The organism is Rhodoferax sp. (genome assembly GCF_012927445.1).
GTDB lineage: Bacteria > Pseudomonadota > Gammaproteobacteria > Burkholderiales > Burkholderiaceae_C > Rhodoferax.
On record NZ_JABBPD010000008.1, the window covers coordinates 518,026 to 541,522 of the forward strand.

Annotated in this window: 24 protein-coding genes; 16 read left to right on the plus strand and 8 right to left on the minus strand. The window is 58.4% G+C overall.

Translation table 11 applies throughout. The features are described from left to right. Positions 1-30: 30 nt before the first annotated feature. From HHJ17_RS17945 to HHJ17_RS17975, 7 genes are all read right to left on the minus strand, one after another. Entirely contained in the window at positions 31-363 is a 333-nt protein-coding gene (locus tag HHJ17_RS17945) for a YegP family protein (protein ID WP_296506746.1), read from the minus strand. A 173-nt stretch (positions 364-536) separates the two neighbouring features. Continuing rightward, positions 537-1,046 (minus strand): phasin family protein, encoded by a 510-nt coding sequence (locus tag HHJ17_RS17950; protein ID WP_296501898.1) that lies wholly within the window; start codon positions 1,044-1,046, stop codon positions 537-539. Between the two features lie 193 nt (positions 1,047-1,239). Next, the gene (locus tag HHJ17_RS17955) at positions 1,240-2,025 is read right to left on the minus strand and encodes a peptidylprolyl isomerase (RefSeq protein ID WP_296501899.1); all 786 of its coding nucleotides are present in this window, start codon (positions 2,023-2,025) and stop codon (positions 1,240-1,242) included. A 41-nt stretch (positions 2,026-2,066) separates the two neighbouring features. Next, positions 2,067-2,360, minus strand: a complete 294-nt coding sequence (locus HHJ17_RS17960) for a BolA family protein (RefSeq protein WP_296501900.1) — start codon at positions 2,358-2,360, stop codon at positions 2,067-2,069. Beyond that, a complete protein-coding gene (locus HHJ17_RS17965; protein WP_296501901.1) occupies positions 2,357-2,908 on the minus strand; it encodes a septation protein A in 552 nt (183 codons plus the stop codon). The genes HHJ17_RS17960 and HHJ17_RS17965 overlap by 4 nt, the downstream gene beginning before the upstream one ends. Continuing rightward, the gene (msrB, locus tag HHJ17_RS17970; RefSeq protein ID WP_296501902.1) at positions 2,905-3,315 is read right to left on the minus strand and encodes a peptide-methionine (R)-S-oxide reductase MsrB; all 411 of its coding nucleotides are present in this window, start codon (positions 3,313-3,315) and stop codon (positions 2,905-2,907) included. Before msrB ends, HHJ17_RS17965 begins: the two co-directional genes overlap by 4 nt. 28 nt (positions 3,316-3,343) lie before the next feature. Next, entirely contained in the window at positions 3,344-4,849 is a 1,506-nt protein-coding gene (locus HHJ17_RS17975; RefSeq protein WP_296501903.1) for a protein adenylyltransferase SelO, read from the minus strand. Positions 4,850-5,044: 195 nt separating this feature from the next. Between HHJ17_RS17975 and HHJ17_RS17980 the strand changes: the two genes are divergently transcribed. The 8 genes from HHJ17_RS17980 (at position 5,045) to HHJ17_RS18015 (ending at position 15,277) form a co-directional block, all read left to right on the plus strand. Continuing rightward, a complete protein-coding gene (locus HHJ17_RS17980; RefSeq protein ID WP_296501904.1) occupies positions 5,045-6,673 on the plus strand; it encodes a 3-(methylthio)propionyl-CoA ligase in 1,629 nt (542 codons plus the stop codon). A 159-nt stretch (positions 6,674-6,832) separates the two neighbouring features. Continuing rightward, the gene (locus tag HHJ17_RS17985) at positions 6,833-8,068 is read left to right on the plus strand and encodes a branched-chain amino acid ABC transporter substrate-binding protein (protein WP_296506748.1); all 1,236 of its coding nucleotides are present in this window, start codon (positions 6,833-6,835) and stop codon (positions 8,066-8,068) included. An 82-nt stretch (positions 8,069-8,150) separates the two neighbouring features. Further along, positions 8,151-9,098, plus strand: a complete 948-nt coding sequence (locus tag HHJ17_RS17990) for a branched-chain amino acid ABC transporter permease (protein ID WP_296506750.1) — start codon at positions 8,151-8,153, stop codon at positions 9,096-9,098. 3 nt (positions 9,099-9,101) lie between these two features. After that, entirely contained in the window at positions 9,102-10,391 is a 1,290-nt protein-coding gene (locus tag HHJ17_RS17995) for a branched-chain amino acid ABC transporter permease (RefSeq protein ID WP_296506752.1), read from the plus strand. Beyond that, positions 10,388-11,164, plus strand: coding sequence for an ABC transporter ATP-binding protein (locus tag HHJ17_RS18000; RefSeq protein WP_296501908.1), 777 nt, complete (start codon positions 10,388-10,390; stop codon positions 11,162-11,164). The genes HHJ17_RS17995 and HHJ17_RS18000 overlap by 4 nt, the downstream gene beginning before the upstream one ends. 2 nt (positions 11,165-11,166) lie before the next feature. Beyond that, positions 11,167-11,862 carry an ABC transporter ATP-binding protein gene (locus tag HHJ17_RS18005; RefSeq protein WP_296501909.1) on the plus strand — a complete coding sequence of 232 codons (696 nt, stop codon included), beginning with the start codon at positions 11,167-11,169 and terminating at the stop codon, positions 11,860-11,862. A 114-nt stretch (positions 11,863-11,976) separates the two neighbouring features. Next, positions 11,977-14,076, plus strand: a complete 2,100-nt coding sequence (locus HHJ17_RS18010; RefSeq protein WP_296501910.1) for a 3-hydroxyacyl-CoA dehydrogenase NAD-binding domain-containing protein — start codon at positions 11,977-11,979, stop codon at positions 14,074-14,076. 25 nt (positions 14,077-14,101) lie between these two features. Then, entirely contained in the window at positions 14,102-15,277 is a 1,176-nt protein-coding gene (locus HHJ17_RS18015) for an acetyl-CoA C-acyltransferase (RefSeq protein ID WP_296501911.1), read from the plus strand. A gap of 118 nt (positions 15,278-15,395) precedes the next feature. On the opposite strand, the gene nirK is transcribed toward HHJ17_RS18015, so the two are convergent. Next, positions 15,396-16,796 (minus strand): copper-containing nitrite reductase, encoded by a 1,401-nt coding sequence (gene nirK, locus HHJ17_RS18020; RefSeq protein ID WP_296501912.1) that lies wholly within the window; start codon positions 16,794-16,796, stop codon positions 15,396-15,398. 371 nt (positions 16,797-17,167) lie between these two features. Between nirK and HHJ17_RS18025 the strand changes: the two genes are divergently transcribed. The 8 genes from HHJ17_RS18025 to HHJ17_RS18060 all read left to right on the plus strand — a co-directional run bounded on the left by HHJ17_RS18025 (position 17,168) and on the right by HHJ17_RS18060 (position 23,496). Next, on the plus strand, positions 17,168-17,959 hold the full coding sequence (locus tag HHJ17_RS18025) for an SDR family oxidoreductase (protein ID WP_296501913.1): 792 nt from the start codon (positions 17,168-17,170) through the stop codon (positions 17,957-17,959). 25 nt (positions 17,960-17,984) lie between these two features. Then, entirely contained in the window at positions 17,985-18,461 is a 477-nt protein-coding gene (locus HHJ17_RS18030; protein ID WP_296501914.1) for a PaaI family thioesterase, read from the plus strand. 19 nt (positions 18,462-18,480) lie between these two features. After that, the gene (locus HHJ17_RS18035) at positions 18,481-19,497 is read left to right on the plus strand and encodes an NADP-dependent oxidoreductase (protein WP_296501915.1); all 1,017 of its coding nucleotides are present in this window, start codon (positions 18,481-18,483) and stop codon (positions 19,495-19,497) included. A 64-nt stretch (positions 19,498-19,561) separates the two neighbouring features. Then, on the plus strand, positions 19,562-20,500 hold the full coding sequence (locus HHJ17_RS18040; protein ID WP_296501916.1) for a glutathione S-transferase family protein: 939 nt from the start codon (positions 19,562-19,564) through the stop codon (positions 20,498-20,500). 30 nt (positions 20,501-20,530) lie between these two features. Then, the gene (locus HHJ17_RS18045) at positions 20,531-21,436 is read left to right on the plus strand and encodes an SDR family oxidoreductase (protein WP_296501917.1); all 906 of its coding nucleotides are present in this window, start codon (positions 20,531-20,533) and stop codon (positions 21,434-21,436) included. An 89-nt stretch (positions 21,437-21,525) separates the two neighbouring features. Then, positions 21,526-21,942: a bacteriohemerythrin gene (locus HHJ17_RS18050; RefSeq protein WP_296501918.1), complete on the plus strand. Its 417-nt coding sequence runs from the start codon at positions 21,526-21,528 to the stop codon at positions 21,940-21,942. A gap of 64 nt (positions 21,943-22,006) precedes the next feature. After that, positions 22,007-22,165, plus strand: coding sequence for a DUF3309 family protein (locus HHJ17_RS18055; protein WP_296501919.1), 159 nt, complete (start codon positions 22,007-22,009; stop codon positions 22,163-22,165). Between the two features lie 14 nt (positions 22,166-22,179). After that, on the plus strand, positions 22,180-23,496 hold the full coding sequence (locus HHJ17_RS18060; RefSeq protein ID WP_296501920.1) for a sorbosone dehydrogenase family protein: 1,317 nt from the start codon (positions 22,180-22,182) through the stop codon (positions 23,494-23,496). Position 23,497 lies beyond the last annotated feature (1 nt).

The following is a 23,497-nucleotide window of genomic DNA, read 5'->3' on the forward strand; positions in this document are numbered from 1 at the left end:
ACCTGACCTCGAAGGCCGTCCTGCAAGAGGTCAAGTGTTGTCTTTGACTGTCGTGCCAGCGCCGCTGGCTTTGACCAAAGCAATGCCGTCATCTCTGGCCTGCTCCGAGCCATACATCGGGCTGGTGCCGATGATTTGGTGTTTGGCCGCTTTCAGGTTGAAGAAGGGTTTGCCGTCTGAGGCAAGCTTCTTTTCATAGCGGGCCTCCAAGGCGCAGTTGGCCTGGATCGAAGCGATGCCGCTTTGGGCCGACGCCTTGGATTCGTATTGCTCGCTTCTCAGAAGGACATGGTCGTTCTCCGTTTTAAGAGCGAAATTGAACTGACCGTTGCTGCTCTTGTTGAGCTCAAACCAAACTGCCATGTCGCCACTCCTGATGCTGATGTGAAGAGGGAAGGTTGCTCGTCAGACGAGAAAACCGATTGTGATTTCGCAAATCAATCTGAAATTGGGTCTGCAAAAGAATCAATCCCATTCGTGCACCCCTGTGAATGGAGTCCGTCGGAGCAGTGCGCGCTTGGCGTCTGGCCAAGCACTTACTTCTTGGTCTTGCTGGTTTTTGGGTAGCCCAAACGGGCTAATGCCTGTTTGACCCGTGCATCGAAAGCATCGCCGACAGTGTCGATGCCTTGGTCCATCACTTGGGTGGCGTCGTTGATGCGGAGCTTGAGCCGGTCGGCGTTGGAGTCGATGGCGCCACGCGCTTGCGATTCAATCTTTTCCCCGGCCTTGACTAGGGCTTCAAAGGCTTTTTCGCCTTTGATACCGGTCGAGGTGGTGACCTTGCCCAGCGCGCCCAGACCCGCGAGCCAGATTGAGCGCTGGGCATCGATCAATTTGAACGAGGCGTCCCGCGTCATATGCACCACGGAGCTTACTTTTCTGCGGCTCTGGGTGGCCACCTGTTTCAGGGTGGCGGTCTTGGTGGTTGCACTTATTTTGGTTTTTGCCGCAGGGGCCTTAAGCCTGACCCTGGTTTTGGCGGCGACCGTTTTGGCCGCTTTGGGTGTACTGATTGTTTTCTTCGCCGTGGTGGTTGTCGCCATTAAAAACTCCCTCGTAGATGGATGAAACTGAGCATTTAAATTGTTCCCCTATTGCTCGGGTATCGTCAAGCCATGCTGCGCAAGCCACGCTCGCTTTTTTGATCAAATTTTGGCGACGTTCGGTTGGTTCGCAAAATAAAGGCGAAAAAAAACGCGGCATCAAGCCGCGTTTTTAGAGAAGTAGCTGGCAGGCTTATTCGATTTTGGCCTTGGCGCGCAATTCTTCCTGGAATTTGGCCATCTTTTGTTGTTGCAACTGCTGAGCAATTTGCGGCTTGACGTCGTCAAACTTGGGCAACTGGGCATCACGGACATCGTCCAGACGAATGATGTGATAGCCGAATTGTGTCTTGACCGGGGTCTCGGTCATCTTGCCCTTGGTCAGCTTGGTCAGCGCTTCCGAGAATTCAGCAACGTAGTTGCCAGCGCCGGCCCAGTCGAGGTCACCACCGTTGGCGCCAGAGCCTGGATCTTTGCTTGATTTCTTGGCAATTTCTTCAAACTTGCCGCCCTTTTTCAATTGGGCAATGATGGCTTTGGCCTGGTCTTCTTTTTCCACCAGAATGTGGCGGGCCTTGTATTCCTTGCCACCGTTGGCGGCTGCAAACTTGTCGTACTCGGCCTTGATTTCGGCATCGGTCACTGGGTTGGCTTTTTGGTAATTGGCAAACAGTTCACGGATCAGAATCGTCTGGCGTGCCAGTTCGAGTTGAGTTTTGTAGTCTTCGGTGATGTCCAGCCCCTGTTTCTGGGCTTCCTGGATGAAAATTTCGCGGGCGATCACTTCATCCTTGAGCTGGCCTTGCATTTCAGGCGTCACCGGACGACCCGAGCGGGCGATCTGCTGCGCCAGTGCGTCGACACGCGATTTAGGTACCGCTTTGCCGTTGACGATGGCCACGTTTTGCGCCAACACAGCCGGAGCCATCGTGCACAACATGGTGGCAGTGGCAATGGCGGATAAAAGTTTCATTTTCATTCGAATCGTTTCCCTAAGTGACAAGTTATCAATGATCAAGTTCAAACTGGCGGTAAGTGGGCTTCAATGGCCAAGGCGTGCAAGCCCTGATCGATGAAGTCTTGCAGTGAATCATACACAAGGCGGTGGCGCATGACGGCGGACTTGCCTGTAAAAAAATGTGACGTAACACGGACCCGAAAGTGGGTGCCCGCGCCGGTGCCGTTGGATCCCGCGTGGCCGTTGTGTTGATAGCTCTCGTCCACCACTTCCAGCGAGATGGGTTGAAGCGTTTCGCGCAAACGCTGCTCAAGCAATTGTGCGGTGGGTGCTGATGAGGGGGAGGTCGGTGTCATGGTTGATTCGGGGCCTTGGGTTCGTCGACTTTGAGGTAACGCGAAATGTAGAAACCCTGGCCAACGATAAAGATCAGTGGAAACGCATAGCCCCAGAGCTTGAAGTTGACCCAGGCTTCCGTGCTGTAGTAGGCGGCCACGTAGGCGTTGATGAGTGACATGAACGCGCTATAGGCAACCCAGACGACATTGAGCCGCATCCACACCGAATCGGGTAATTCCATCTGGCTGCCGAGCATCAGTTTGAGAAAGTTTTTCTTCCACACCCAAACCGCCAGAGCCAGGCCGATGGCCATGGCGGCATACAACACGGTGGGCTTCCATTTGATAAAGCGGTCATCGTGCAGCCCCAGGGTCAACGCGCCAAAAACCAGTACCAGGGCCAGCGTGATCTTGTGCATGACCGTCAGTTTGCGGTCAATGACGTAAATCAAGGCCATTTGCAGCACGGTGGCGGCCATCAGCACGCCGGTGCCGACATAAATGTCGTAGAGCTTGTAGCTGCCGAAAAACAGCAGGATGGGAAAGAAGTCGATCAGTATTTTCATTTAGGGGTGAAGTTTAACGAAGCGGAGTTCATGCAGTAGCGCAGGCCGGTCGGCGCCGGGCCGTCTTCAAACACATGGCCCAGGTGGGCGCCGCAGTCGGCACAATGCACCTCGGTGCGTTGCATCCGCAACTGGCCATCGACCTTGGTCTCTACCGCCGCTTCGTCGATGGGCTGGAAATAGCTGGGCCAGCCGCAACCGGATTCAAACTTGGTGCTGGCATCAAACAAGGGTTTGTCGCAGCAAATGCATGTGTAGATGCCAGGGGCCGTGTTGCCTTCCAGGCGGCCGGTATAGGCGCGTTCCGTGGCTTCATGGCGTGTGACCTCAAAGGCCAGCGGCTCAGCGCCTTTGTCCGCCAGCAGGGCTCGCCACTCGGCCTCGGTTTTTTCAATTTTGTAGGTCATGACGGGTTTCTCTTTTGGGAAGGTTGGTTCAAGAGCTGCAGCTGATCTCGATGCTGCTGGCCCAATCGGGCGGGAAATCGGCGTACTCCTCAAACCCCGGATGTTCCTCAAAGGGGGATTCAAGCAGCAGCAGCAGGGTATCGACTTGCGAAAAGTCTTTAAGTTTCGCTTTTCTGATGGCTTGTTCGCCCAAATGGTTGCGCAGCACGAACTTCGGGTTGGTTTTTAGCATCAAATCAGCCACTAGCCCCCGTGGGTTCTGCGCAAGCCGCTCTGAATAGCGTAGCAGCCAGGCGTCGATCGCGTCCCGGTTGAGAAACAGGTCACGCACCGCGTCGGTGTCAGTCCCGGCGCTGGAATGGCTCAGGCGCCGCCAGAAGATGGTGTAGTCGACCCGGTCTTGGGCCAGCAGTTTCAGGATGTCCTCGGTCAACGCCCGGTCCTGCGTCAGCGTTTCGGTTGAGTTTGAGCCATCAATCTCCAGCAGACCCAGCTTGGCGCGCATCAGTTTTTCCAGGGCATTGGGGAAAACGGTTTTATAGGACTCCAGCGCGGCAATGGCAAGTTCTTGGTCTTCAATCAACGGCAGCAGGGCTTGTCCGAGGCAAAACAGGTTCCAGTAGGCGATGTTGGGCTGCTTGTTGAAGGCGTAGCGGCCCTGATGGTCGGAATGGTTGCAGATGTGGCCGGGGTGGTAGGCGTCCAGAAACTGGAACGGCCCGTAGTCGATGGTCAGGCCCAGAATGCTCATGTTGTCGGTGTTCATCACGCCATGGCAGAACCCCACCGCCTGCCAGTGCGCCACCATGAGCGCGGTCCGTTCGCTCACGGCTTCCAGCAAGGCGGCGTACGGGTTGCCGGCAAATTTGTCGCCCGAGCGGCAGGCCGGGTAAAACCGGTCAATCACATAGTCGGCCAGAACTTTGAGTTGCTCATGCTGGCCACGGTGTGAAAAATGCTCAAAGTGGCCAAAGCGCACAAAGCTGGGCGCCACCCGGGTGACCACCGCCGCTGTCTCGATCATTTCACGGCGGATCGGTTCATCCGAGCCGGTCACGCACAGAGCCCGCGAGGTCGGAATACCCAGACCCTGCATGGCCTCGCTGCACAAAAATTCGCGGATGCTGGAGCGCAGCACGGCCCGTCCGTCGCCCATGCGGGAATAGGGCGTGAGCCCGGCACCTTTGAGTTGCACTTCCAGCCCCAGGCTGGTCTCGCCCAGCAAAATGGCCCGGCCATCGCCCAGTTGGCCGGCCCACTGGCCGAATTGATGACCGCTGTAAACACTGGCCAGCGGCTGCGTGCCCGCCATGGGTTGGTTGCCCGACAGCACCTCCAGCAGTTCTTGCGACGACAGCCACGACTCCATCAGGCCCATCTCACGGGCCAGCGCAACGCTGCGCCCCACCCAGTAGGGCTCAGGCAGTGAATGGGGTGCGAGCCGGGTGTAAAAATGCTGGCCCAGTTTGGCAAAGCTGTTGTGCCAGGTCAGTCCCACATCGAGGGTGCTGAAGTTTTTTGTAGCCGTAGTCATGGCCGAATTGTCTCGCAGTCAGGCCCTGCACAGAGCTTGCAGGGTTATCGGTGCCGGGGGCGCGGGCCGGGCGGCTAATGTGCGCTGTGGGGGAGCGGCGGATGCCCGTGTCATGCAGGAGACGGCAGGCGTTTATTGGCCGGTAATCCGCAGTACCATGAGCCCTCAATTTCACCATTATTCAGGAGTTTCTTCATGCTTGGGTTGATGCAAAGCCACCAGTTATTGATCTCGTCGCTGATCGAATTTGCCGAGCGCCACCATGGTGAAGGCGAGGTTGTCTCGCGCCGGGTCGAAGGGGATATTCATCGCTATACCTACAAGGATGTCGCCACGCGCGCCCGGCAGGTTGCCAATGCGCTGGATGATTTGAAACTGGGTTTCAGTGACCGGGTGGCCACACTCGCCTGGAACGGCTACCGCCATCTGGAGTTGTATTTTGGCGTGAGCGGTTCGGGCCGTGTGCTGCACACCTTGAACCCGCGCCTGCACCCGGATCAGATCGCCTGGATTGCCAACCACGCCGAAGACACCGTGCTGTGTTTTGACATGTCGTTTCTGCCCATCGTCAAAGCCATCCACAGCCGCTGCACCACCGTTAAACATTTTGTGGCGCTGTGCGATGCGGACAAACTCCCGGCGGACAGCGGCATTCCCGGTCTGGTGAGTTACGAAGACTGGATCGGCGCGCAATCCAGTCATTACAAGTGGCCCTCGTTTGATGAAAATTCGGCCTCCAGCATGTGCTACACCAGCGGCACCACGGGCCACCCGAAAGCCGCCTTGTACAGCCATCGTTCCACCATGCTGCACGCTTTGTCCGGCGCCTTGCCGGACTCCTTGTGCATGAGTGCGCGCGACTCGGTGTTGCCGGTGGTGCCCATGTTTCACGTCAATGCCTGGGGCTTGCCGTATTCCGCAGCCATGACGGGCGCCAAGCTGGTGTTTCCGGGGCCGGCGATGGACGGCAAGTCCATCTTTGAGCTGATTGAAAGCGAAAAAGTAACTTTTGCAGCAGGTGTGCCAACCGTTTGGCAAATGATGTTGAGTCACATGCAGGCGGGTGGCTTGCGCTTCAGCTCGTTGAAGCGCACGGTGATTGGCGGCTCGGCCTGCCCACCGGCCATGATCACCGCTTTCAACGACGTCTATGGAGTCGAAGTTCTGCACGCCTGGGGCATGACGGAAATGTCGCCGCTCGGTACCGTGTGCACGCTCAAGAACAAGCATCTGCCGATGACCTCGGAAGAAAAAATGAAGGTCCGCCTCAAGCAGGGACGCGGCATTTTTGGCGTAGACATGAAGATCATTGACGGCGATGGCCATGAGCTGCCCTGGGACGGCAAGGCCTATGGCGACTTGTTGGTCAAGGGGCCGTGGATCATCAGCGAGTATTTCAAAGGCGAGGGCGGCTCACCGCTGGTGGACGGCTGGTTCCCGACCGGCGACGTGGCCACGATCGATCCGGATGGCTACATGCAGATCACCGACCGCAGCAAAGACGTTATCAAATCCGGGGGCGAATGGATCAGCTCGATTGACGTGGAGAACATCGCCATGGCCCATCCTGCCGTGGCGATGGCCGCCTGCATTGGCATGAAGCATCCCAAGTGGGATGAACGTCCCATCATCGCCGTGATGAAGAAGCCGGGCTTCGACCTGACGCGTGAGGAGCTGCTCAAATTTTACGAAGGTAAAACGGCCAAGTTTCAGATTCCAGACGACGTCGTGTTTGTCGACGCCATTCCCCTGGGTGGCACCGGCAAGATGCAGAAGACCAAGTTGCGCGAGTTGCTCAAGGACTACAAGCTGCCTGGCGCCTGATCTGCGCCAACAGGAACTCGGGAGGTGCCTGTTGCGGCCCTTTCGAGTCACCTGGCCTGTCGCATGGGTGATTCACTCTACGGGAAATCCCTTGAGGTGCGACGCTCAAATACTCGTACGCTGGACGAGTGTTGATAGATTGAATCTCAGGAGATGTCCATGAAATTTGCAGTGAAAATTGTTGCAGCCACGGTTGCCGTTTTGTCCGTCGGTGGTGCCTTTGCCCAAAAGGGTGAAACCGTCAAAATTGCCATGATCGAAGGCCTGTCCGGGCCAATGGCCAATGTGGGGCAAAACCAGCTCAAGGGCTGGCAGTTCATTGCAGAGCGTCTGAACGGCGCCAAAAACGCAGCGGGCGTCAAGTTCGAAATTGTCGGCATGGACAGCAAAGGCTCGCCGCAGGAAGCCCAAAATACCTTGAAGGCCGCCGTTGATCAGGGCTTTCGCTACATCGTGCAAGGCAATGGTTCGGGTGCGGCGCTGGCACTGGCCGATGCCGTGGCCAAGCACAACGAGCGCAATCCCGGCAAGGAAGTCATCTTCCTCAATTACGCGGCGGTGGACCCTGCGTTGACCAATGAAAAGTGTAGCTATGCCCATTTCCGTCTGGATGCCGACACGTCGATGAAGATGGAGGCGCTGACCACTTTCATGAAGGATCAGCCCAAGGTCAAGAAGATTTACCTTATCAACCAGAACTACTCGCATGGTCAGCAGGTGGCCAAGTATTTCAAGGCGGGCATGGCCAGCAAGCGCCCCGATTCGTCAATCGTCGGCGATGACCTGGTGCCACTCGGACAGGTGAAGGATTTCGCTCCTTATGTGGCCAAGATCAAGCAGTCGGGCGCTGACACCATCGTGACAGGGAACTGGGGGCAAGACATGACGCTGCTGGTCAAGGCGCTGAATGATGCCGGATTGAAACTGCCAATCTACGCTTATTACGCTGGCGTCTCTGGCACGCCGACCGCCTTGGCTGCGGGTGGTGATGTCGAGGTGTACCAGATTGCCTACAACCACTCTAACTACCCCGGTGAGTTGGGCGTCATCATGAATGATTTTCAGAAAAAGTTCGGCGATGATTTCTACACCTTCTCCATCTACAACGGCATTGTCTTGATGTCCGAGGCCATGGCCAAAGCCAAGTCGACCGACCCGATGAAAGTCGCCGCCGCGATGGAGGGACTGAAGTTCAAGGGCTTCAACGGCGACTCGGAGATGCGCAAGTCGGACCACCAAATGCAGCAGGGGCTTTACATCTCCAAATGGCAAAAAGTGGACAAGACAAATCCCTACAGCGTCGAAAAAACAGGCTATACGTTTGCACCCGTCAAGTACATTGAAGCGTATGTGGCCAGCACGCCTACCAGCTGCCAGATGAAGCGCCCAGGCTAAAGCCCTTCGGCCAACAAGCCGGGTACGCTTTTCATTGCCCGGCTTTTTTCGGCGCTTCTTTTTCCCTCTTTACGATTGCTGCATGGAGTTCTTTACTATTTCACTGCTGAACGGCATCAGCTACGGCTTGCTGCTGTTCATGCTGAGTTCCGGGTTGACGCTGATCTTCAGCATGATGGGCGTGTTGAACTTTGCGCACGCTTCCTTCTATATGGTGGGCGCCTACCTGGCGTACACCGTGACCTCCGTCGTGGGCTTCTGGCCCGCGTTGTTGTTGGCACCCTTGCTGGTGGGGCTGCTGGGCGCTGCGTTTGAACGCTATTGCCTGCGCCGGGTGCACAAGTTCGGTCACGTCCCGGAACTGCTGATTACCTTTGGCCTGAGTTACATCATTCTGGAGTTGGTGCAATTGGTCTGGGGCCGCAGTTCGGTTGATTACCGCGTGCCGGTGGCGCTGGACGGTCCCTTGTTCACCATCTTTGGGACGCAATTCCCGATGTACCGGGCCTTCATGATGGGGGTGGCGCTGTTGATGTTGCTGGCGATCTGGTTGTTGCTGACGCGGACCCGGATTGGCCTGGTAATTCAGGCGGCGCTGACGCACCCCGAGATGGTCGAGGCTTTGGGGCACAACGTGCCGCGTGTCTTTATGCTGGTGTTTGGTGGCGGTTGTGCGCTGGCCGGTTTGGCGGGCGTGATTGGGGGCAATGCCTATGTCACCGAGCCGAGCATGGCGTTCTCGGTGGGCGGTGTCATTTTTGTGGTGGTGGTGGTGGGTGGGATGGGCTCGTTAGCGGGCGCTTTTCTGGCTTCGCTCCTCATTGGTATTCTTCAAACTTTTGCTGTCGCCATTGACGCTTCTTTGCTGTCGGCGCTGCAGACGCTGGGTGTCATGCTGACGCCTGCGACACCGGGCTATGCGCTGTTAAATCTCAAGCTCAGCCAGGTGGCACCTATCCTGCCCTATCTGTTTCTGGTGTTAATCCTGATTTTTCGGCCCAAGGGCCTTCTCGGCACGCGGGAGGGCTGATTCATGAGTCGCCAAATGAATGGGTTCCCGTCACTGAGGTTCGGTCGCGTTCTGGTCTGGGCGCTGTATGCCGTGGTCCTGCTGACAGTGCCCCTGATTTTTACCAGCAGCCTGAGCCAGACCATGCTCAGTCAAATGGGGATCGCCATCATCGTTTGCCTCAGCTACAACATCCTGTTGGGGCAGGGGGGCATGCTGAGCTTTGGTCATGCGGTCTATTCCGGGATGGGCGCGTTCCTGGCCATTCATACCCTGAATCTGGTGACGGGTGGCTTGCCGCTGCCGGTGAGCCTGATCCCCATCGTGGGGGGCTTGGCCAGCATGGCGGTTGCCATTCTTCTGGGTTGGGTGACCACCAAGAAAGCCGCGACGCCGTTTGCCATGATCACCATGGGCATCGGCGAACTGGTGTGGGCCATGTCCCTGATGTTTCCGGAGTTTTTTGGCGGCGAGGGCGGGGTCTCGGGCAACCGTGTGACGGGCAGCTCGATCTTGGGTATTACCTACGGGCCGCAGATTCAGTTGTATTACCTGATCGCCATCTACACCTTCGTCTGCACGGCCCTGATGTTTGCCTTCACCGGCACCCCGTTGGGGCGCATGTTGAACGCCGTGCGGGACAACCCGGAACGCGTGGAATTCGTCGGTTATGACACGCAGAAAGTTCGGTATTTCTCTTTTATCGTGGCGGCTTTTTTTGCCGGAATTTCGGGCGGTCTGGCGGCGTTGAACTTTGAAATTGTGACCTCGGAAGTCGTCAGCGGCTACCGTTCGGGCGCTTACTTGCTGTTCACTTTTCTGGGCGGCTCCACCTTTTTCTTCGGCCCGATTATTGGTGCCATTCTGATGGTGCTGGCGTTTGTGCTGTTGTCCGAATTCACCAAGGCCTGGCTGCTGTACCTGGGCTTTGTTTTCCTGTTCATGGTGATGTACGCGCCCGGTGGCGTGGCCTCTTTGTTCATGATGAATCTGCGGCTGGCGGCAGGGGGCTACCTGCGCAAACTTTGGGTCAGCTATCTGGCCCTGGCCTTCACGGCCGGGGTGGCGCTGATCGGCGTTGGCGCGATGATCGAGATGGTCTACCACCTGCAGCTGAATTCCGCCCTGGGCCCGGAGTTGACGTTCCTGGGCGCCACGCTGGACTCGAAGGGCGTGAACAGCTGGTTTGGTTCCGTTTTTGTGATGTTGACTGGCCTGGGTCTGTTTGAGCTTTGCCGTCGACAGTTCGCCCGCGAGTGGGGTCTGATTCAGGACAGCATCGAACAAGAAATCAAACAAAGGAAAGCGCCATGACCTTTGCGTTGGAACTGAAGGACTTGCGCAAGAGCTTTGGCAAGACCGAGATTATTCGCGGCATCAATCTGCGCGTTCCGGCCGGTGAGCGGGTCGGCATCATTGGCCCCAACGGCGCGGGCAAGTCCACCTTGTTCAACCTGATCAGCGGCCGCTTTGCGCCCAGCAGCGGTGAAGTGCGGCTCAATGGCCTGAGTCTCAACGGCAAAAAACCGTTTGAGATTAACCGGATGGGGCTGAGCCGCAGTTTCCAGATCACCAATATTTTCCCCAAGCTCAGTGTGTTTGAAAATTTGCGCTGCGGCGTGTTGTGGAGTCTGGGCTACAAGTACACTTTTTTAAAATTTCTGGCCCATCTGGACGATGCCAATGCGCGAACGGATGAACTGATGGCCATGGTCAAGCTGGACCAGAAACGTGATGTGCTGGCCGTGAACCTGACCTATGCCGAGCAACGAGCGCTGGAGATCGGCATCACCATTGCCGGCGGCGCCAACGTCATCCTGCTGGACGAACCGACGGCCGGCATGAGCCAGTCGGAGACCAGCCGTTTCATCCAGCTGATCAAGGAAGTGACGGTCGGCAAAACCCTGTTGACAGTGGAGCACGACATGGGCGTGGTCTTTGGTCTGGCCGACAAGATTGCCGTGGTGGTGTATGGCGAAGTCATCGCCTACGATGTGCCCGATGCCGTGCGTGCCAGCCAACAAGTGCAGGAGGCCTACCTGGGTTCTTCGGTGGCCGATTCACAAGCGGCAGCCGGGGGGCACTGAGCATGTTGAAAATTGACAACCTGCACGCCTATTACGGCAAGAGTCATGTGTTGCACGGCGTTCACTTGAGCGTGCAGCCGGGTGAGATTGTGGCGCTGTTGGGGCGCAACGGCTCGGGCCGCTCGACCACCGCCAAAGCCATCATGGGGCTGGTCGACTGCCAGGGTTCCCTGCGCTGGAAAGGGCAGGAGATTCTGGGTAAAAAAACGTTCGAGATTGCGCATTTGGGCATTGGCTACGTGCCGGAAAGCCGCGATATATTCCCCAATCTGACGGTTGAACAAAATTTGTACTTGGGGCAGAAAAGTTCTCGCAAAACCGGGCGCTGGTCGCTGGATGACATGTACCAGATGTTTCCGCGGCTGCAAGAACGCCAGCACACGCTCGCAGGCGTCATGTCGGGCGGCGAACAGCAGATGCTCACCCTGTGCCGCACGCTGATGGGCGACCCGGACCTCATCATCATTGACGAGCCCACAGAGGGCCTGGCGCCCAAGATTGTCGAGCTGGTGGCGCACTATCTGAAGGAGCTCAAAAATCGAGGCATTTCGGTGTTGCTGATTGAACAGAAGCTGACCATTGCCATGGCCATTTCTGATCGCTGTCTGGTCATGGGACACGGCAGTATCGTGTTCACGGGCACCCCGGATGCGCTGCGCGCAGACAGTGGCACGCGCAAAGAATGGCTGGAGGTCTAGGCCCCTTGTCCCACGCGCGACAAATTTGGTACACACCCGAGAGGTCGCATCCGGTATCGCTCTTACAATAAAAAACGAACGATCGTTCTATTTTCACTTCTGAGGAATGCAAGCATGACCGCTGAATACAAAGTACAGGGCGACATCGCCGTGATTACGCTCAACAACCCACCCGTCAATGGCTTGGGCTATGCCACGCGGGTGGCCCTTACCGAGGGCTTGAACAAAGCGAATGCCGATGCCACAGTCAAAGCCATCGTTCTCACTGGCGCTGGCAAAGCGTTCTCGGGAGGCGCCGATATCAAGGAATTTGGCAGCCCCAAAGCGCTGCAGGAACCTCATTTATTGAGCGTGATCTTGGCGGTTGAAAACTCAGACAAGCCCGTCATCGCGGCGGTTCACACGGTTTGCATGGGCGGCGGGCTGGAGCTGGCGCTGGGCTGCCACTACCGCATCGCCGCACCGGGCTGCAATGTGGCACTGCCCGAGGTCAAGCTGGGACTGATTCCTGGCGCTGGTGGTACGCAGCGTTTGCCCCGAGCGCTCGGGGTGGAGCCGGCACTGAACATGATTGTGAGTGGCGAGCCGGTTAAAAGCGAAATGTTGGCCATGCTCCCCGGACAGAAACTGTTTAACAAGATGGCGGCTTCAGCCGAGTCCCTGCTTGATGAAGCCTTGGCTTATGCGGCCGAAGTCGCTGATGCACGGCCCTTGCCGCTGGTGCGCAATTTGCCCTGCAAACACCCCTTGGGCGATGCCTATTTCCAATTCGCACGCAACATGGTCAAGGGCATGTCCAAAAACTTCCCGGCCCCGGCCAAGTGCGTGGACGCGGTAGAGGCGGCCACCAAGAAAAAGTTCGACGACGGCTTGGTGTTCGAGCGGGACACTTTCATCAACCTGATGTGGACACCGGAGTGCCGTGCCCTGCGTCACCTCTTCGTAGCTGAGCGTGCAGCATCAAAAGTGCCCGATGTGCCCGCCGATACTTTGCAGCGAGCTATTAATTTAGTAGCAGTCATTGGGGCCGGCACCATGGGTGGCGGCATTGCGATGAACTTCCTGAACGCCGGCATCCCGGTGAAGATGCTGGAGATGAAGCAGGAGGCGCTGGACCGTGGTATCGCCACGATCCGCAAAAACTACGAGTCGCAGGTCAAAAAAGGCAAACTCAAGCAAGACAAGTACGAGCAGCGCATGAGTCTGCTGAGCACCACGCTGAGCTACGACGACCTCAAGGACGCAGACATGGTGATTGAGGCCGTGTTCGAAGAGCTCGGCGTGAAAGAAGCCGTGTTCAAGGAACTGGACCGGGTGATGAAGCCCGGTGCGATTCTGGCGTCGAACACCTCCACGCTGGACCTGAACAAAATAGCCGCGTTCACGCAACGGCCGCAAGACGTGGTCGGCCTGCATTTCTTCAGCCCGGCCAACGTGATGAGGCTGCTGGAAGTGGTGCGCGGCGAGAAAACCGCCAAAGATGTGCTGGCGACGGTGATGGCGTTGGCCAAGAAGATCAAGAAGACGGCCGTGGTGTCGAGCGTGTGCGACGGTTTTATTGGCAACCGCATGATCGAGCAGTATGGCCGCCAGGCCGGCTTTTTGCTGGACGAGGGTTGCACGCCGGCGCAGGTGGACAAAGCCGTCGAGAAGTTTGGTTTTGCCATGGGGCCGTTCCGCATGGGCGACTTGGCCGGCAACGACATTGGCTGGGCGATTCGCAAGCGCCGCTACAGCGAGAAGCCGGATATGAAATACAGCAAGACCGCGGATTTGCTGTGCGAAAAGGGCCGCTTCGGCCAGAAGACCGGCGCCGGCTGGTACGACTATGTGGCCGGCAAGCGCGATGCGGTGCCGAACGCGGAAGTCGTGCAGATGATCGATGCGCACCGCCAGTCACTGGGCATCACGCCGCGCAAGATTTCGGATGACGAGATCGTGCAGCGCCTGGTGTACTCCCTGGTGAACGAAGCGGCGCACATTCTGGAGGAAGGCATTGCCTCCAAGGCCAGCGACATCGACATGGTCTACATCATGGGTTACGGCTTCCCGGTTTACCGGGGTGGCCCGATGAACTATGCCGACCAGGTCGGCCTGTTCAACGTGGTGCAGGCCATGAACCGCTTTGCCAAAAACCCACTGGACGACGCCAAATTCTGGCAGCCCGCGCCCCTGTTGGCCCGGCTGGCCGCCGAAGGCAAGACCTTCAATTGAATACAGACCTCAGAGAGATAACACCATGACCTCCGCCGTAATCGTTTCCACCGCCCGCACCCCGCTCGCCAAGAGCTGGAAGGGTTCTTTCAACATGACCCATGGCGCCACGCTCGGCGGCCACGCCGTCGAGCATGCCATTGCCCGCGCCGGCATTGAAGCCGCCGAAGTAGACGACGTCATCATGGGTTGCGCCAATCCGGAGGGCGCCACCGGCTTCAACATCGCGCGCCAGATCGCCCTGCGCGCGGGCTGCCCGGTCACCGTATCCGGCATGACGGTCAACCGTTTTTGCTCATCGGGTCTGCAAACCATTGCCCTGGCCTCGCAGCGCGTGATCGCTGGCGAAGGCGACATTTATGTGGCCGGTGGTGTGGAAAGCATCTCCTGCGTGCAGCAGGAAATGAACACCCACATGATTGCCGACCCGTGGCTGGTCAAGAACAAGCCCGAGATTTACTGGAACATGCTGCAGACCGCCGAGAACGTGGCCAAGCGTTACAACATCAGCCGCGACGCCATGGACGAATACGGCGCGGCCAGCCAGCAACGCGCCTCAGCCGCTTTGGCGGCCGGCCTGTTCAATGCAGAAATCGCCCCGATCACGGTCACCATGGGGGTGGCCGACAAGGTCATGGGTCTGACCACCAAGCAAGTCACCGTCAGCCAGGACGAAGGCATCCGCGACGGCACCACCAAGGAAGGCATCAGCGGCTTGCGTTCGGCCATGCCGGGCGGTCTGATCACGGCCGGCAATGCCAGCCAGTTTTCCGACGGCGGTGGTGCCGTGGTGGTGATGAGCGAGGCCCTGGCCGAGAAAAAAGGCTTGCAGCCGCTGGGCCGCTTCCTCGGTTTTGCCGTGGCCGGTTGTGAGCCGGACGAGATGGGCATTGGCCCAGTGTTTGCCATTCCCAAGGTGCTGGCGCGCTTGGGTCTGAAAGTTAGTGACATCGACCTGTGGGAACTCAATGAAGCCTTTGCCGTGCAGGTGCTGTACTGCCGCGACAAACTGGGTATTCCGGCTGATCGACTCAACGTCAATGGCGGCGCCATTGCCGTGGGCCATCCCTACGGCGTCAGCGGCCAGCGCCTGACTGGCCACGCCCTGATCGAAGGCAAGCGCCGCGGCGCCAAGCGGGTGTGCATTTCCATGTGCATTGGCGGCGGCATGGGCGCAGCGGGTATTTTTGAGGTGTTGTGACGCTTTGAAGTGCCGTAGCAGTTAACCAAACAAGAAAAGCACGACAGCCTGTGTCGTGCTTTTCTTGACTTGCTGCGCCGCCATGCTCAGGCCCGTTGGCGACGGACTGTTCTGGTGCTCAGTGACCCGAATTTGGGTCCATTTTTTCGGCCGTATGGTAGACATCGGGATTTTCAGGGCCGGTCACATACAGGAAGCCGGCCAGGCCTTTTTCAAGCCGCGACAAGGCGTGATCGACCAGGATGTAGCGACCCGGCACCTCAACCTTGAACTCGACCATGGACGCGCCACCGGGTGGCACGGAGATGGTCTGCACATTCTTGAGCGGAGGCGAGGTCAGGTCTGCCTGGCTGTAAACCCGGTCAAATACTTCACCAATCACATGGAAACTGGACGTGGCGTTGGGGCCACCGACGCCGAAGAAGATGCGCACGGTCTCACCGACTTTGGCTTCCATCCGGTGAGTCTTGGTCAACGCATCCATGGTGCCGTTGAACATCATGTGCTCGGGCTGCTCTTTCAGGAGTTTCTCAAGAGAGAATTCATTTTCTCCGGGCGTGCCGTGGGGCTGGGCGGTGTAGAGCTCGCCCTGCATCACATAGAACTCGCGATCCACTTTGGGCAGTCCGCCTTCGGGTTCGACCAGAATCATGCCGTACATACCGTTCGAAATGTGCTGCGCCACCATCGGCGTTGCGCAGTGGTAGACGAAGAGGCCGGGATTGATGGCCTTGAAGGTAAAGCTCTTGCTGGTGCCGGGCGCCGCCTGTGTCACCGCAGCGCCACCGCCAGGGCCGGTCACCGCATGGAAGTCCACCGAATGGATCATGTGGCTGTCTGCGGCATTGGCCATGTTGACTGTCACGGTATCGCCGACGCGCACGCGGATGAAGGGACCCGGCACCTTGCTGTTGAAGGTCCAGTATTTGTAGGTGGTGCCATCGGCCAGCTGACCCAGCACCTCGGTGGTTTCCAGGTTCACCGTCAAACTTTGCGGGCCACGGGCGCCGACCGGTTGGCCGACTTCCATCGGGCTGCGCGAGACTTCGGCGCCGGTGGCTTTGGGTATTGCAGCGCCTTCGCCGACCAAAATCTTACCGATCATGCCGGCTTGAACGTGTCCTGGCAGCGAGCAGATGTACTTGAATTCCCCCTTCTTGTCAGCGCGGAACACGATGGTGGTGCTGGCGCCTTTGGTGTTGAGCTGGTTCGAAGAGGCCTTGAAATCGGGCACGCTGATGTCGTGCGTTGCGCCGTCGCCATTGATCAGATTGATCTGCACAATGGCGCCTTCGGCCACGACCAACTGCGGATTGACCTTGCCCTTGATCGCGTCGTTTTCGCCTACAAACACCAGCTTGCCATCCGCAATATCAGTGCGCAGGGTAAAGGTGACGTTGGGAATGTACTTGACGCCGGTGTCGTGTTGCTGATGGGGGGCCGCAGCGTAGGCTGATGAGAAGCCGACAACGCCAAGGACGGCGCTGGCAATCGCTTTTTTAAGAAAACTGTTTTTCATTTTTATCACCTTAAACGTGTGTTCAATTTCCTGTCTGGTACGAATTTCGAGCCAGTTGCTTGGTGGTCCGCCATGCGGCCGCCGGGTAGGCAGGAGAGAAAGTGGTTACGAGCCACCAGATTCTCCGAACTGCTTGGAACTAATCATATATTTAAAATGCATCTTTAATCTGATTCAGATCAAACAAGGCAAGGGTTTTGGAGAACTGGTACCTGTTCAGGGCTGCTGGCATTTATTTCGTGCTATCGCCAGTGAGACAGTCGCAACATAGCGAAACCCGTAAATTCCTGCAAAATAGAATTTCACGTTTGGCGTGCGAGCATCCGCAGCACAAACCGCCCCAACATCAGCGCATTCAGGAGACTTCCCCCATGGCTCGTACCATTCAGCAACTTTTTGATCTCACCGGCAAGACCGCCCTGGTGACCGGTGGCTCACGCGGCTTGGGCCTGCAGATGGCCCATGCCCTAGGCGAAGCCGGGGCCCGGATCATGCTCAGTTCGCGCAAAGCCGAAGACCTGGAGCAGGCAACTGCCGAACTGCAAGCGGCCGGGATTGATGCTCGCTGGGTTGCGGCCGACTGCGCCAAAGAGACCGAGATACACCGCTTGGCCGACGAGACTTTGCAGCGCATGGGCGATGTGGACATCCTGGTCAACAACGCGGGGGCGGCCTGGGGTGCGCCGGCGGAAGATCATCCGGTTGACGCCTGGGACAAGGTGATGAATCTCAATGTGCGCGGCTACTTCATCCTGAGCCAGATCATTGCCAAAAAGAGCATGATCGCGCGCCGCGCCGGGCGCATCATCAACATCGCCTCCATCGCCGGTCTGGGTGGCAACCCCGAAGGCATGAACACCATTGCCTACAACACCTCCAAGGGCGCCGTCATCAACTTCACCCGTACCCTGGGCGCGGAGTGGGGCAAGTACAACATCACCGTCAACGCCATTTGTCCCGGCTTCTTTCCAAGCAAGATGACGATGGGCACACTGGCCGCGATGGGCGAAGAAAAACTGGCGGCCCATGCACCACTCAAACGTCTGGGGGATGACGAAGACCTGAAAGGTTTGTGTGTGCTGTACGCGTCCGATGCCGGCAAGCACATCACCGGTCAATGGCTGGCGGTGGATGGTGGCGTCAGCGTGGTGACGGGTGGTTGACTTGAATATGGGCAACGACAAGGACATGCAGAACGATGTAGATACCGTGGTGAATGAGGCGCTAAGTTTTGGGGTGGCCATTCCGTTTGTTGATCATTTGGGCTTTGAGTTACGGGTGTTTGAGGCTGGCTTGTCGGAACTGGTTTTTGAGCCCCGGCCCGAACACCTCAATTCGTTTGCCGTCACGCACGGCGGCGCCCTCATGACCCTGCTGGACGTCACCATGGCAGTGGCGGCGCGCAGTGTGCAAAAAGACATGGGGGCGGTCACCATCGAGATGAAGACCAGCTTCATGCAGCCGGCGCGTGGCAAGCTCACCAGCAAAGGCCATTTGATGCACCGCACCGCCACCATGGCCTTCACCGAAGGCACGGTGTTTGACGAAGCAGGGCGCGCCTGTGCCCACGCCACCGGTACGTTCAAGTTTGTGAAGCGCTTGGCCACCGGGCCCAAAAGCGTCAATGCCTTGAACGTCACGGCCGCGGCCATTTCGACCGATTGATATTTTTCAGGAGTTTCCGATGCCACAAAACAAACAAATTCTGCTGGACAACCGCCCCGAGGGGGAAGCCGTTGCCAGCAACTTCAAGCTGGTTGTCAGCGACACGCCTGCGTTGCGGGATGGTCAGGTGCTGGTACGGCACCATTTTTTGAGCCTCGATCCCTACATGCGCGGTCGCATGAACGATGCCAAAAGTTACGCCGTGCCGCAGGCCGTGGGGGAGACCATGGGCGGCGGTACCGTGGGCGAAGTGGTGGAGTCCAACAATGCCAAGTTTGCCGTCGGTGACAAAGTGGTCGGCATGGGCGGCTGGCAGCAGTACAGCGTGGTGGACGCCGACTTGCCCGGCGCCCTGCGCAAGGTCGATACCACCCACATTCCCCTGAGCGCCTATCTGGGCGCGGTGGGCATGCCCGGCGTCACCGCGTGGTACGGTCTGGTCAAAATTATCGAGCCCAAAGCGGGCGAAACCATGGTGGTGAGCGCCGCCACTGGCGCCGTGGGCAGTGCCTTTGCCGCCTTGTCGAAAGCGCGCGGTTGCCGCACCGTCGGCATTGCCGGTGGTCCGGATAAATGCAAGTACGCGGTCGACGAACTGGGCTTTGACGCCTGCATCGACTACAAGCTGCACCAGGATGCGGCATCGCTGTCCAAAGCCCTCAAGGAAGCCTGTCCCAATGGCATCGATGGTCATTTTGAAAACGTGGGTGGCATGGTGCTGGACGCCGTGCTGTCCCGCATGAACGCGTTTGGTCGCATCGCCGTGTGCGGCATGATTGCCGGCTACAACGGTGCGCCGCTGCCGATCACCTATCCGGCGCTGATTCTGATCAGCCGGCTCAAGCTGCAGGGCTTTATCGTCACCGAGCACCTGGAAGTCTGGCCCGAGGCGCTGAAAGAACTGGGCACGCTGGTGGCGACTGGCAAGCTCAAACCCCGCGAGTCGATTGCCATCGGACTGGAAGCCGCGCCGGAAGCCTTTTTAGGCTTGCTCAAAGGTCGCAACTTTGGCAAGCAACTGGTCAAACTCTCCTGAGACCTGGCGGGACAGCGCGACACGCAGCGCAGTTTTGTCCCCCAACCACTACGAGACTCCCAGCATGACGGACATCATTCTTCACCACTATGCGACCTCGCCGTTTTCCGAAAAAATACGGCTGGTGCTGGGCTACAAAAAGCTGGCCTGGAAGTCGGTCATCATCCCGGCCATCAGCCCGAAGCCGGAGGTGCTGGCGCTGACCGGCGGCTACCGCAAGACGCCGATTCTGCAAATTGGCGCCGATGTGTACTGCGACAGCGCGCTGATCTGTGATGTGCTGGAGCACCTGCAGCCTGAGCCCACGCTGTACCCCGAAGGCATGCAAGGTGTGGCGCGCATCACCGCGCAGTGGGCCGACACGACGCTGTTCTGGGCGGCAATGGCCTACAACTTCAGCGCCCAGGGGGCCGCGCAGGCGTTTGCAGGGGCACCGCCCGAGTTCGCCAAAGCCTTTGCGGAAGATCGCGGCAAGATGAGCGCCGGCGTGACGCGGCTGCGCCCGGCGGACGCCACTGCTGCCTACAAGAGTTATTTGCGCCGCCTCGCCAACATGCTCGAAAGCAATCCCTTTTTGCTGGGCGCCGCACCGACGGTGGCCGATTTTGCCGCCTATCACCCGCTGTGGTTCTCGCGCACCAGGGTGCCGGTGATGGCCGGCATTCTGGATGCCACGCCGGTTGTGGTGGACTGGATGGACCGCATGGCCGCACTGGGTCATGGTCAGATGGAAAAATATTCTGCTACAGAAGCGATAGCTGTCTGCGCAGCATCGACGGTGGCTAGCGTCCTAAATGACACTGCGTTTCAGGATGAACACGGCATACCGCTGGGCAGTCGGGTCACGGTGGCGGCCGAGAGTTTTGGGTCCGAGCCGACCGAGGGTGAACTCATCGCGGCAACCCGAATGCACTACACCCTGCGCCGCGTGGACGAGCGCGCGGGGACGGTGCAGGTGCATTTTCCGCGCATCGGCTACGTTTTGAAAAAGGCCGAAGCCTGAGCGGCTGGCACAGGCATTGACAGGAATCTCATGATCACGAATTTCAAAGGTAAGACCGCAGTTCTGACTGGCGCGGGTTCGGGCTTTGGCCTGGAATGTGCACGTATCGGCGCCAAGCTGGGCATGAATCTGGTGTTGGCCGATGTGCAGCAAGACGCGCTTAACCAGGCGGCGACCGAACTGCTGGCGACTGGTGCGCAGGTGCTGGCGGTTCAACTCGATGTGTCCAAGGCCCACGAAGTGGAAGCGTTGGGCCGTGCCGTGCAGCAGCGTTTTGGAGCGCCGCATTTTGTCTTCAACAACGCCGGTGTCGGGGCCGGGGGCCTGATCTGGGAGAACACGGCCCAAGACTGGGAATGGGTGATTGGCGTCAACTTGATGGGCGTCGCTCATGGCGTGCGCGTCTTCACCCCCATGATGCTGGAAGCCGCCAAAGCAGACCCGGCCTACCAGGGCCACATTGTCAACACCGCCAGCATGGCCGGCCTGCTAAATGCCCCCAATATGGGCATTTACAACGCCAGCAAACACGCGGTGGTCAGCATCAGCGAGACGCTGTACCAGGATCTGGCGCTGGTCACGGATCAGGTCAGTGCCTCGGTCTTGTGCCCGTTTTTTGTGCCGACCGGCATCAGCCAGAGCCACCGCAATCGCCCCCTCGAGGCGCAGCCAGTCCAGCCGACCAAAAGCCAGCTCATCGGTCAGGCGATGAGCGACAAGGCGGTCGGTTCCGGCAAGGTCAGTGCCGCTGACGTGGCGCAAAAAGTATTTGATGCGATTGCCGCTAACCAGTTCTACATTTACAGCCACCCCCAAGCCATTGGCTCGGTGCAGGTGCGGCTGGAAGATATTTTGCAGGCGCGCAATCCGACCGATCCGTTCAGCCACAAGCCGGAACTCGGTGTTGCGTTGAAGCAGGCATTGAGAACTGAATAATGTCCGACATGACAACCCTCACTTTCCAGACCGCATCGTTCAGCTATATTGACAGCGAATGACCATCTACAAGAATCTGGGAGGATTTAATGAGTCTGGAATGGCGCGAACAGCTGAGCGTGGGCAATGATTTGATCGACTCCGATCACAAGCATCTCATTGAAATTATCAATTTGGCCAAGCATGGTTTGACAAACAGGAGTCGGACTGAATTAACGACGGCACTTGACAGCCTTTCCAAGTATTCGAAAATACATTTTTCCAGAGAAGAACTGATTGCCGATGCCGTGGGATATGGGGAGGTTTCTCATTTGCAAGCGTCCCACGCGGGACTGCTCGAGAATCTGGAGCAGCTTAAAGCGGAAATTGGGGAAGTCTGGACCGAGGCAGCGGCTGTCAATTTCAGTGGTTTTTTGCGAAATTGGCTGCTTAACCATGTCATCAAGGAAGATATGTTGATGAAGCCGTTTCTTAAAAAATTCTCGCCACGGTTCGATCCGCGTTAGATCACGACAGTTCAGGCGGGCTCTGAACTGTGATTTGCAGGTGCCCACTGTCAAGGAGAAACACATGAGCTTGGGAACCATCTTGTTGGTCGTTTTGATTCTGATGCTGATTGGCGTCATTCCGACCTGGCCGCACAGCCGCAGTTGGGGCTACGGACCCAGCGGTGGCTTGGGCTTGTTGGTGATCATTATTCTGGTGCTGCTGCTGACCGGCCGGCTTTAACCGCAAGCAATCGCATGAGACGCACCGCAACCGCGCTGCTATTTGGCATATTAAGCTTGGCACTCGCGGCCTGCAGCGAGATGGCCAAGTTGCCGGTATCGGCGGGGACCGGGCCGCAGCCGGTGCTGCCGCCACCCCAAACCACCCTGATTCCGACGGTGAACATTGCTCCGGCCAAAGGTTGGTCGCCAGGTGCGACACCGCAGGCAGCCGCGGGAACCCGCGTCGCCGCGTTCGCCAGCGGCCTGGACCATCCGCGCTGGCTCTATGTCTTGCCCAATGGCGATGTGCTGGTGGCCGAAACCAATGCGCCGCCCAAGCCCGAAGACGGCCGGGGCCTCAAGGGCTGGGTGATGGGCCTGGTGATGAAGCAGGCCGGTGCCGCGGTGCCCAGTGCCAACCGCATCACCTTGCTGCGTGACACCGATGGCGACGGTGTGGCCGATGTGCGCTCGGTCCTGCTCGAAGGATTGAACTCGCCATTCGGCATGGCGCTGGTGGGCAACAATCTGTTTGTCGCCAACTCCGACGCCGTGCTGCGCTTCCCCTACACCGCCGGTGCCACGCACATCACGGCGCCTGGTACCAAGGTGGTGGATTTGCCGGCCGGCCCGATCAATCACCACTGGACCAAGAACCTGATCGCGACGCCTGACGGAAGCCAGCTTTACGTGACCGTGGGCTCGAACAGCAACGTGGCCGAACGCGGCATGGCGGCAGAAACCGAGCGCGCCGCCATCTGGACGGTCGACCCCCAAAGCGGGGCACACCGCATCTTTGCTTCCGGCTTGCGCAACGCGAATGGCATGGCGTGGGAGCCTCAGAGCGGCGTGTTGTGGACGGTGGTGAACGAGCGCGACGAGCTCGGCAGCGACCTGGTTCCCGACTACATGACCTCGGTGCGCGACGGTGCTTTTTACGGCTGGCCCTACAGCTACTACGGCCAGCATATCGACCAGCGTGTGACGCCGCAGCGGCCCGATCTGGTGGCCAAGGCGATTGCGCCGGACTACGCCCTGGGGCCGCACACCGCCTCGCTGGGTCTGGTGTCCTCCTTGGGCACCTCGTTGCCCGCACCTTTTGCCAACGGCATGTTCATCGGTCAGCATGGTTCCTGGAATCGCCGGCCACACAGCGGCTACAAGGTGATCTTTGTGCCATTTGAGGGCGGCCAACCGGCTGGCGCACCCCTTGATGTGCTGACCGGCTTCCTCAGCGAGGACGGCCATGCTTGGGGTCGGCCCGTCGGTGTGGCGCTGGACAAACAAGGCGCTTTGCTCGTGGCTGACGATGTGGGTAATGTGATCTGGCGCGTCAGTGCACGACACTAAG

What these genes read in the sequence shown, in the direction of transcription:
- HHJ17_RS17945 (WP_296506746.1), bottom strand. Translation starts at nt 363, where the DNA reads ATGGCAGTTTGGTTTGAGCTCAACAAGAGCAGCAACGGTCAGTTCAAT.
- HHJ17_RS17950 (WP_296501898.1), bottom strand. Translation starts at nt 1,046, where the DNA reads ATGGCGACAACCACCACGGCGAAGAAAACAATCAGTACACCCAAAGCG.
- HHJ17_RS17955 (WP_296501899.1), bottom strand. Translation starts at nt 2,025, where the DNA reads ATGAAAATGAAACTTTTATCCGCCATTGCCACTGCCACCATGTTGTGC.
- HHJ17_RS17960 (WP_296501900.1), bottom strand. Translation starts at nt 2,360, where the DNA reads ATGACACCGACCTCCCCCTCATCAGCACCCACCGCACAATTGCTTGAG.
- HHJ17_RS17965 (WP_296501901.1), bottom strand. Translation starts at nt 2,908, where the DNA reads ATGAAAATACTGATCGACTTCTTTCCCATCCTGCTGTTTTTCGGCAGC.
- msrB (WP_296501902.1), bottom strand. Translation starts at nt 3,315, where the DNA reads ATGACCTACAAAATTGAAAAAACCGAGGCCGAGTGGCGAGCCCTGCTG.
- HHJ17_RS17975 (WP_296501903.1), bottom strand. Translation starts at nt 4,849, where the DNA reads ATGACTACGGCTACAAAAAACTTCAGCACCCTCGATGTGGGACTGACC.
- HHJ17_RS17980 (WP_296501904.1), top strand. Translation starts at nt 5,045, where the DNA reads ATGCTTGGGTTGATGCAAAGCCACCAGTTATTGATCTCGTCGCTGATC.
- HHJ17_RS17985 (WP_296506748.1), top strand. Translation starts at nt 6,833, where the DNA reads ATGAAATTTGCAGTGAAAATTGTTGCAGCCACGGTTGCCGTTTTGTCC.
- HHJ17_RS17990 (WP_296506750.1), top strand. Translation starts at nt 8,151, where the DNA reads ATGGAGTTCTTTACTATTTCACTGCTGAACGGCATCAGCTACGGCTTG.
- HHJ17_RS17995 (WP_296506752.1), top strand. Translation starts at nt 9,102, where the DNA reads ATGAGTCGCCAAATGAATGGGTTCCCGTCACTGAGGTTCGGTCGCGTT.
- HHJ17_RS18000 (WP_296501908.1), top strand. Translation starts at nt 10,388, where the DNA reads ATGACCTTTGCGTTGGAACTGAAGGACTTGCGCAAGAGCTTTGGCAAG.
- HHJ17_RS18005 (WP_296501909.1), top strand. Translation starts at nt 11,167, where the DNA reads ATGTTGAAAATTGACAACCTGCACGCCTATTACGGCAAGAGTCATGTG.
- HHJ17_RS18010 (WP_296501910.1), top strand. Translation starts at nt 11,977, where the DNA reads ATGACCGCTGAATACAAAGTACAGGGCGACATCGCCGTGATTACGCTC.
- HHJ17_RS18015 (WP_296501911.1), top strand. Translation starts at nt 14,102, where the DNA reads ATGACCTCCGCCGTAATCGTTTCCACCGCCCGCACCCCGCTCGCCAAG.
- nirK (WP_296501912.1), bottom strand. Translation starts at nt 16,796, where the DNA reads ATGAAAAACAGTTTTCTTAAAAAAGCGATTGCCAGCGCCGTCCTTGGC.
- HHJ17_RS18025 (WP_296501913.1), top strand. Translation starts at nt 17,168, where the DNA reads ATGGCTCGTACCATTCAGCAACTTTTTGATCTCACCGGCAAGACCGCC.
- HHJ17_RS18030 (WP_296501914.1), top strand. Translation starts at nt 17,985, where the DNA reads ATGCAGAACGATGTAGATACCGTGGTGAATGAGGCGCTAAGTTTTGGG.
- HHJ17_RS18035 (WP_296501915.1), top strand. Translation starts at nt 18,481, where the DNA reads ATGCCACAAAACAAACAAATTCTGCTGGACAACCGCCCCGAGGGGGAA.
- HHJ17_RS18040 (WP_296501916.1), top strand. Translation starts at nt 19,562, where the DNA reads ATGACGGACATCATTCTTCACCACTATGCGACCTCGCCGTTTTCCGAA.
- HHJ17_RS18045 (WP_296501917.1), top strand. Translation starts at nt 20,531, where the DNA reads ATGATCACGAATTTCAAAGGTAAGACCGCAGTTCTGACTGGCGCGGGT.
- HHJ17_RS18050 (WP_296501918.1), top strand. Translation starts at nt 21,526, where the DNA reads ATGAGTCTGGAATGGCGCGAACAGCTGAGCGTGGGCAATGATTTGATC.
- HHJ17_RS18055 (WP_296501919.1), top strand. Translation starts at nt 22,007, where the DNA reads ATGAGCTTGGGAACCATCTTGTTGGTCGTTTTGATTCTGATGCTGATT.
- HHJ17_RS18060 (WP_296501920.1), top strand. Translation starts at nt 22,180, where the DNA reads ATGAGACGCACCGCAACCGCGCTGCTATTTGGCATATTAAGCTTGGCA.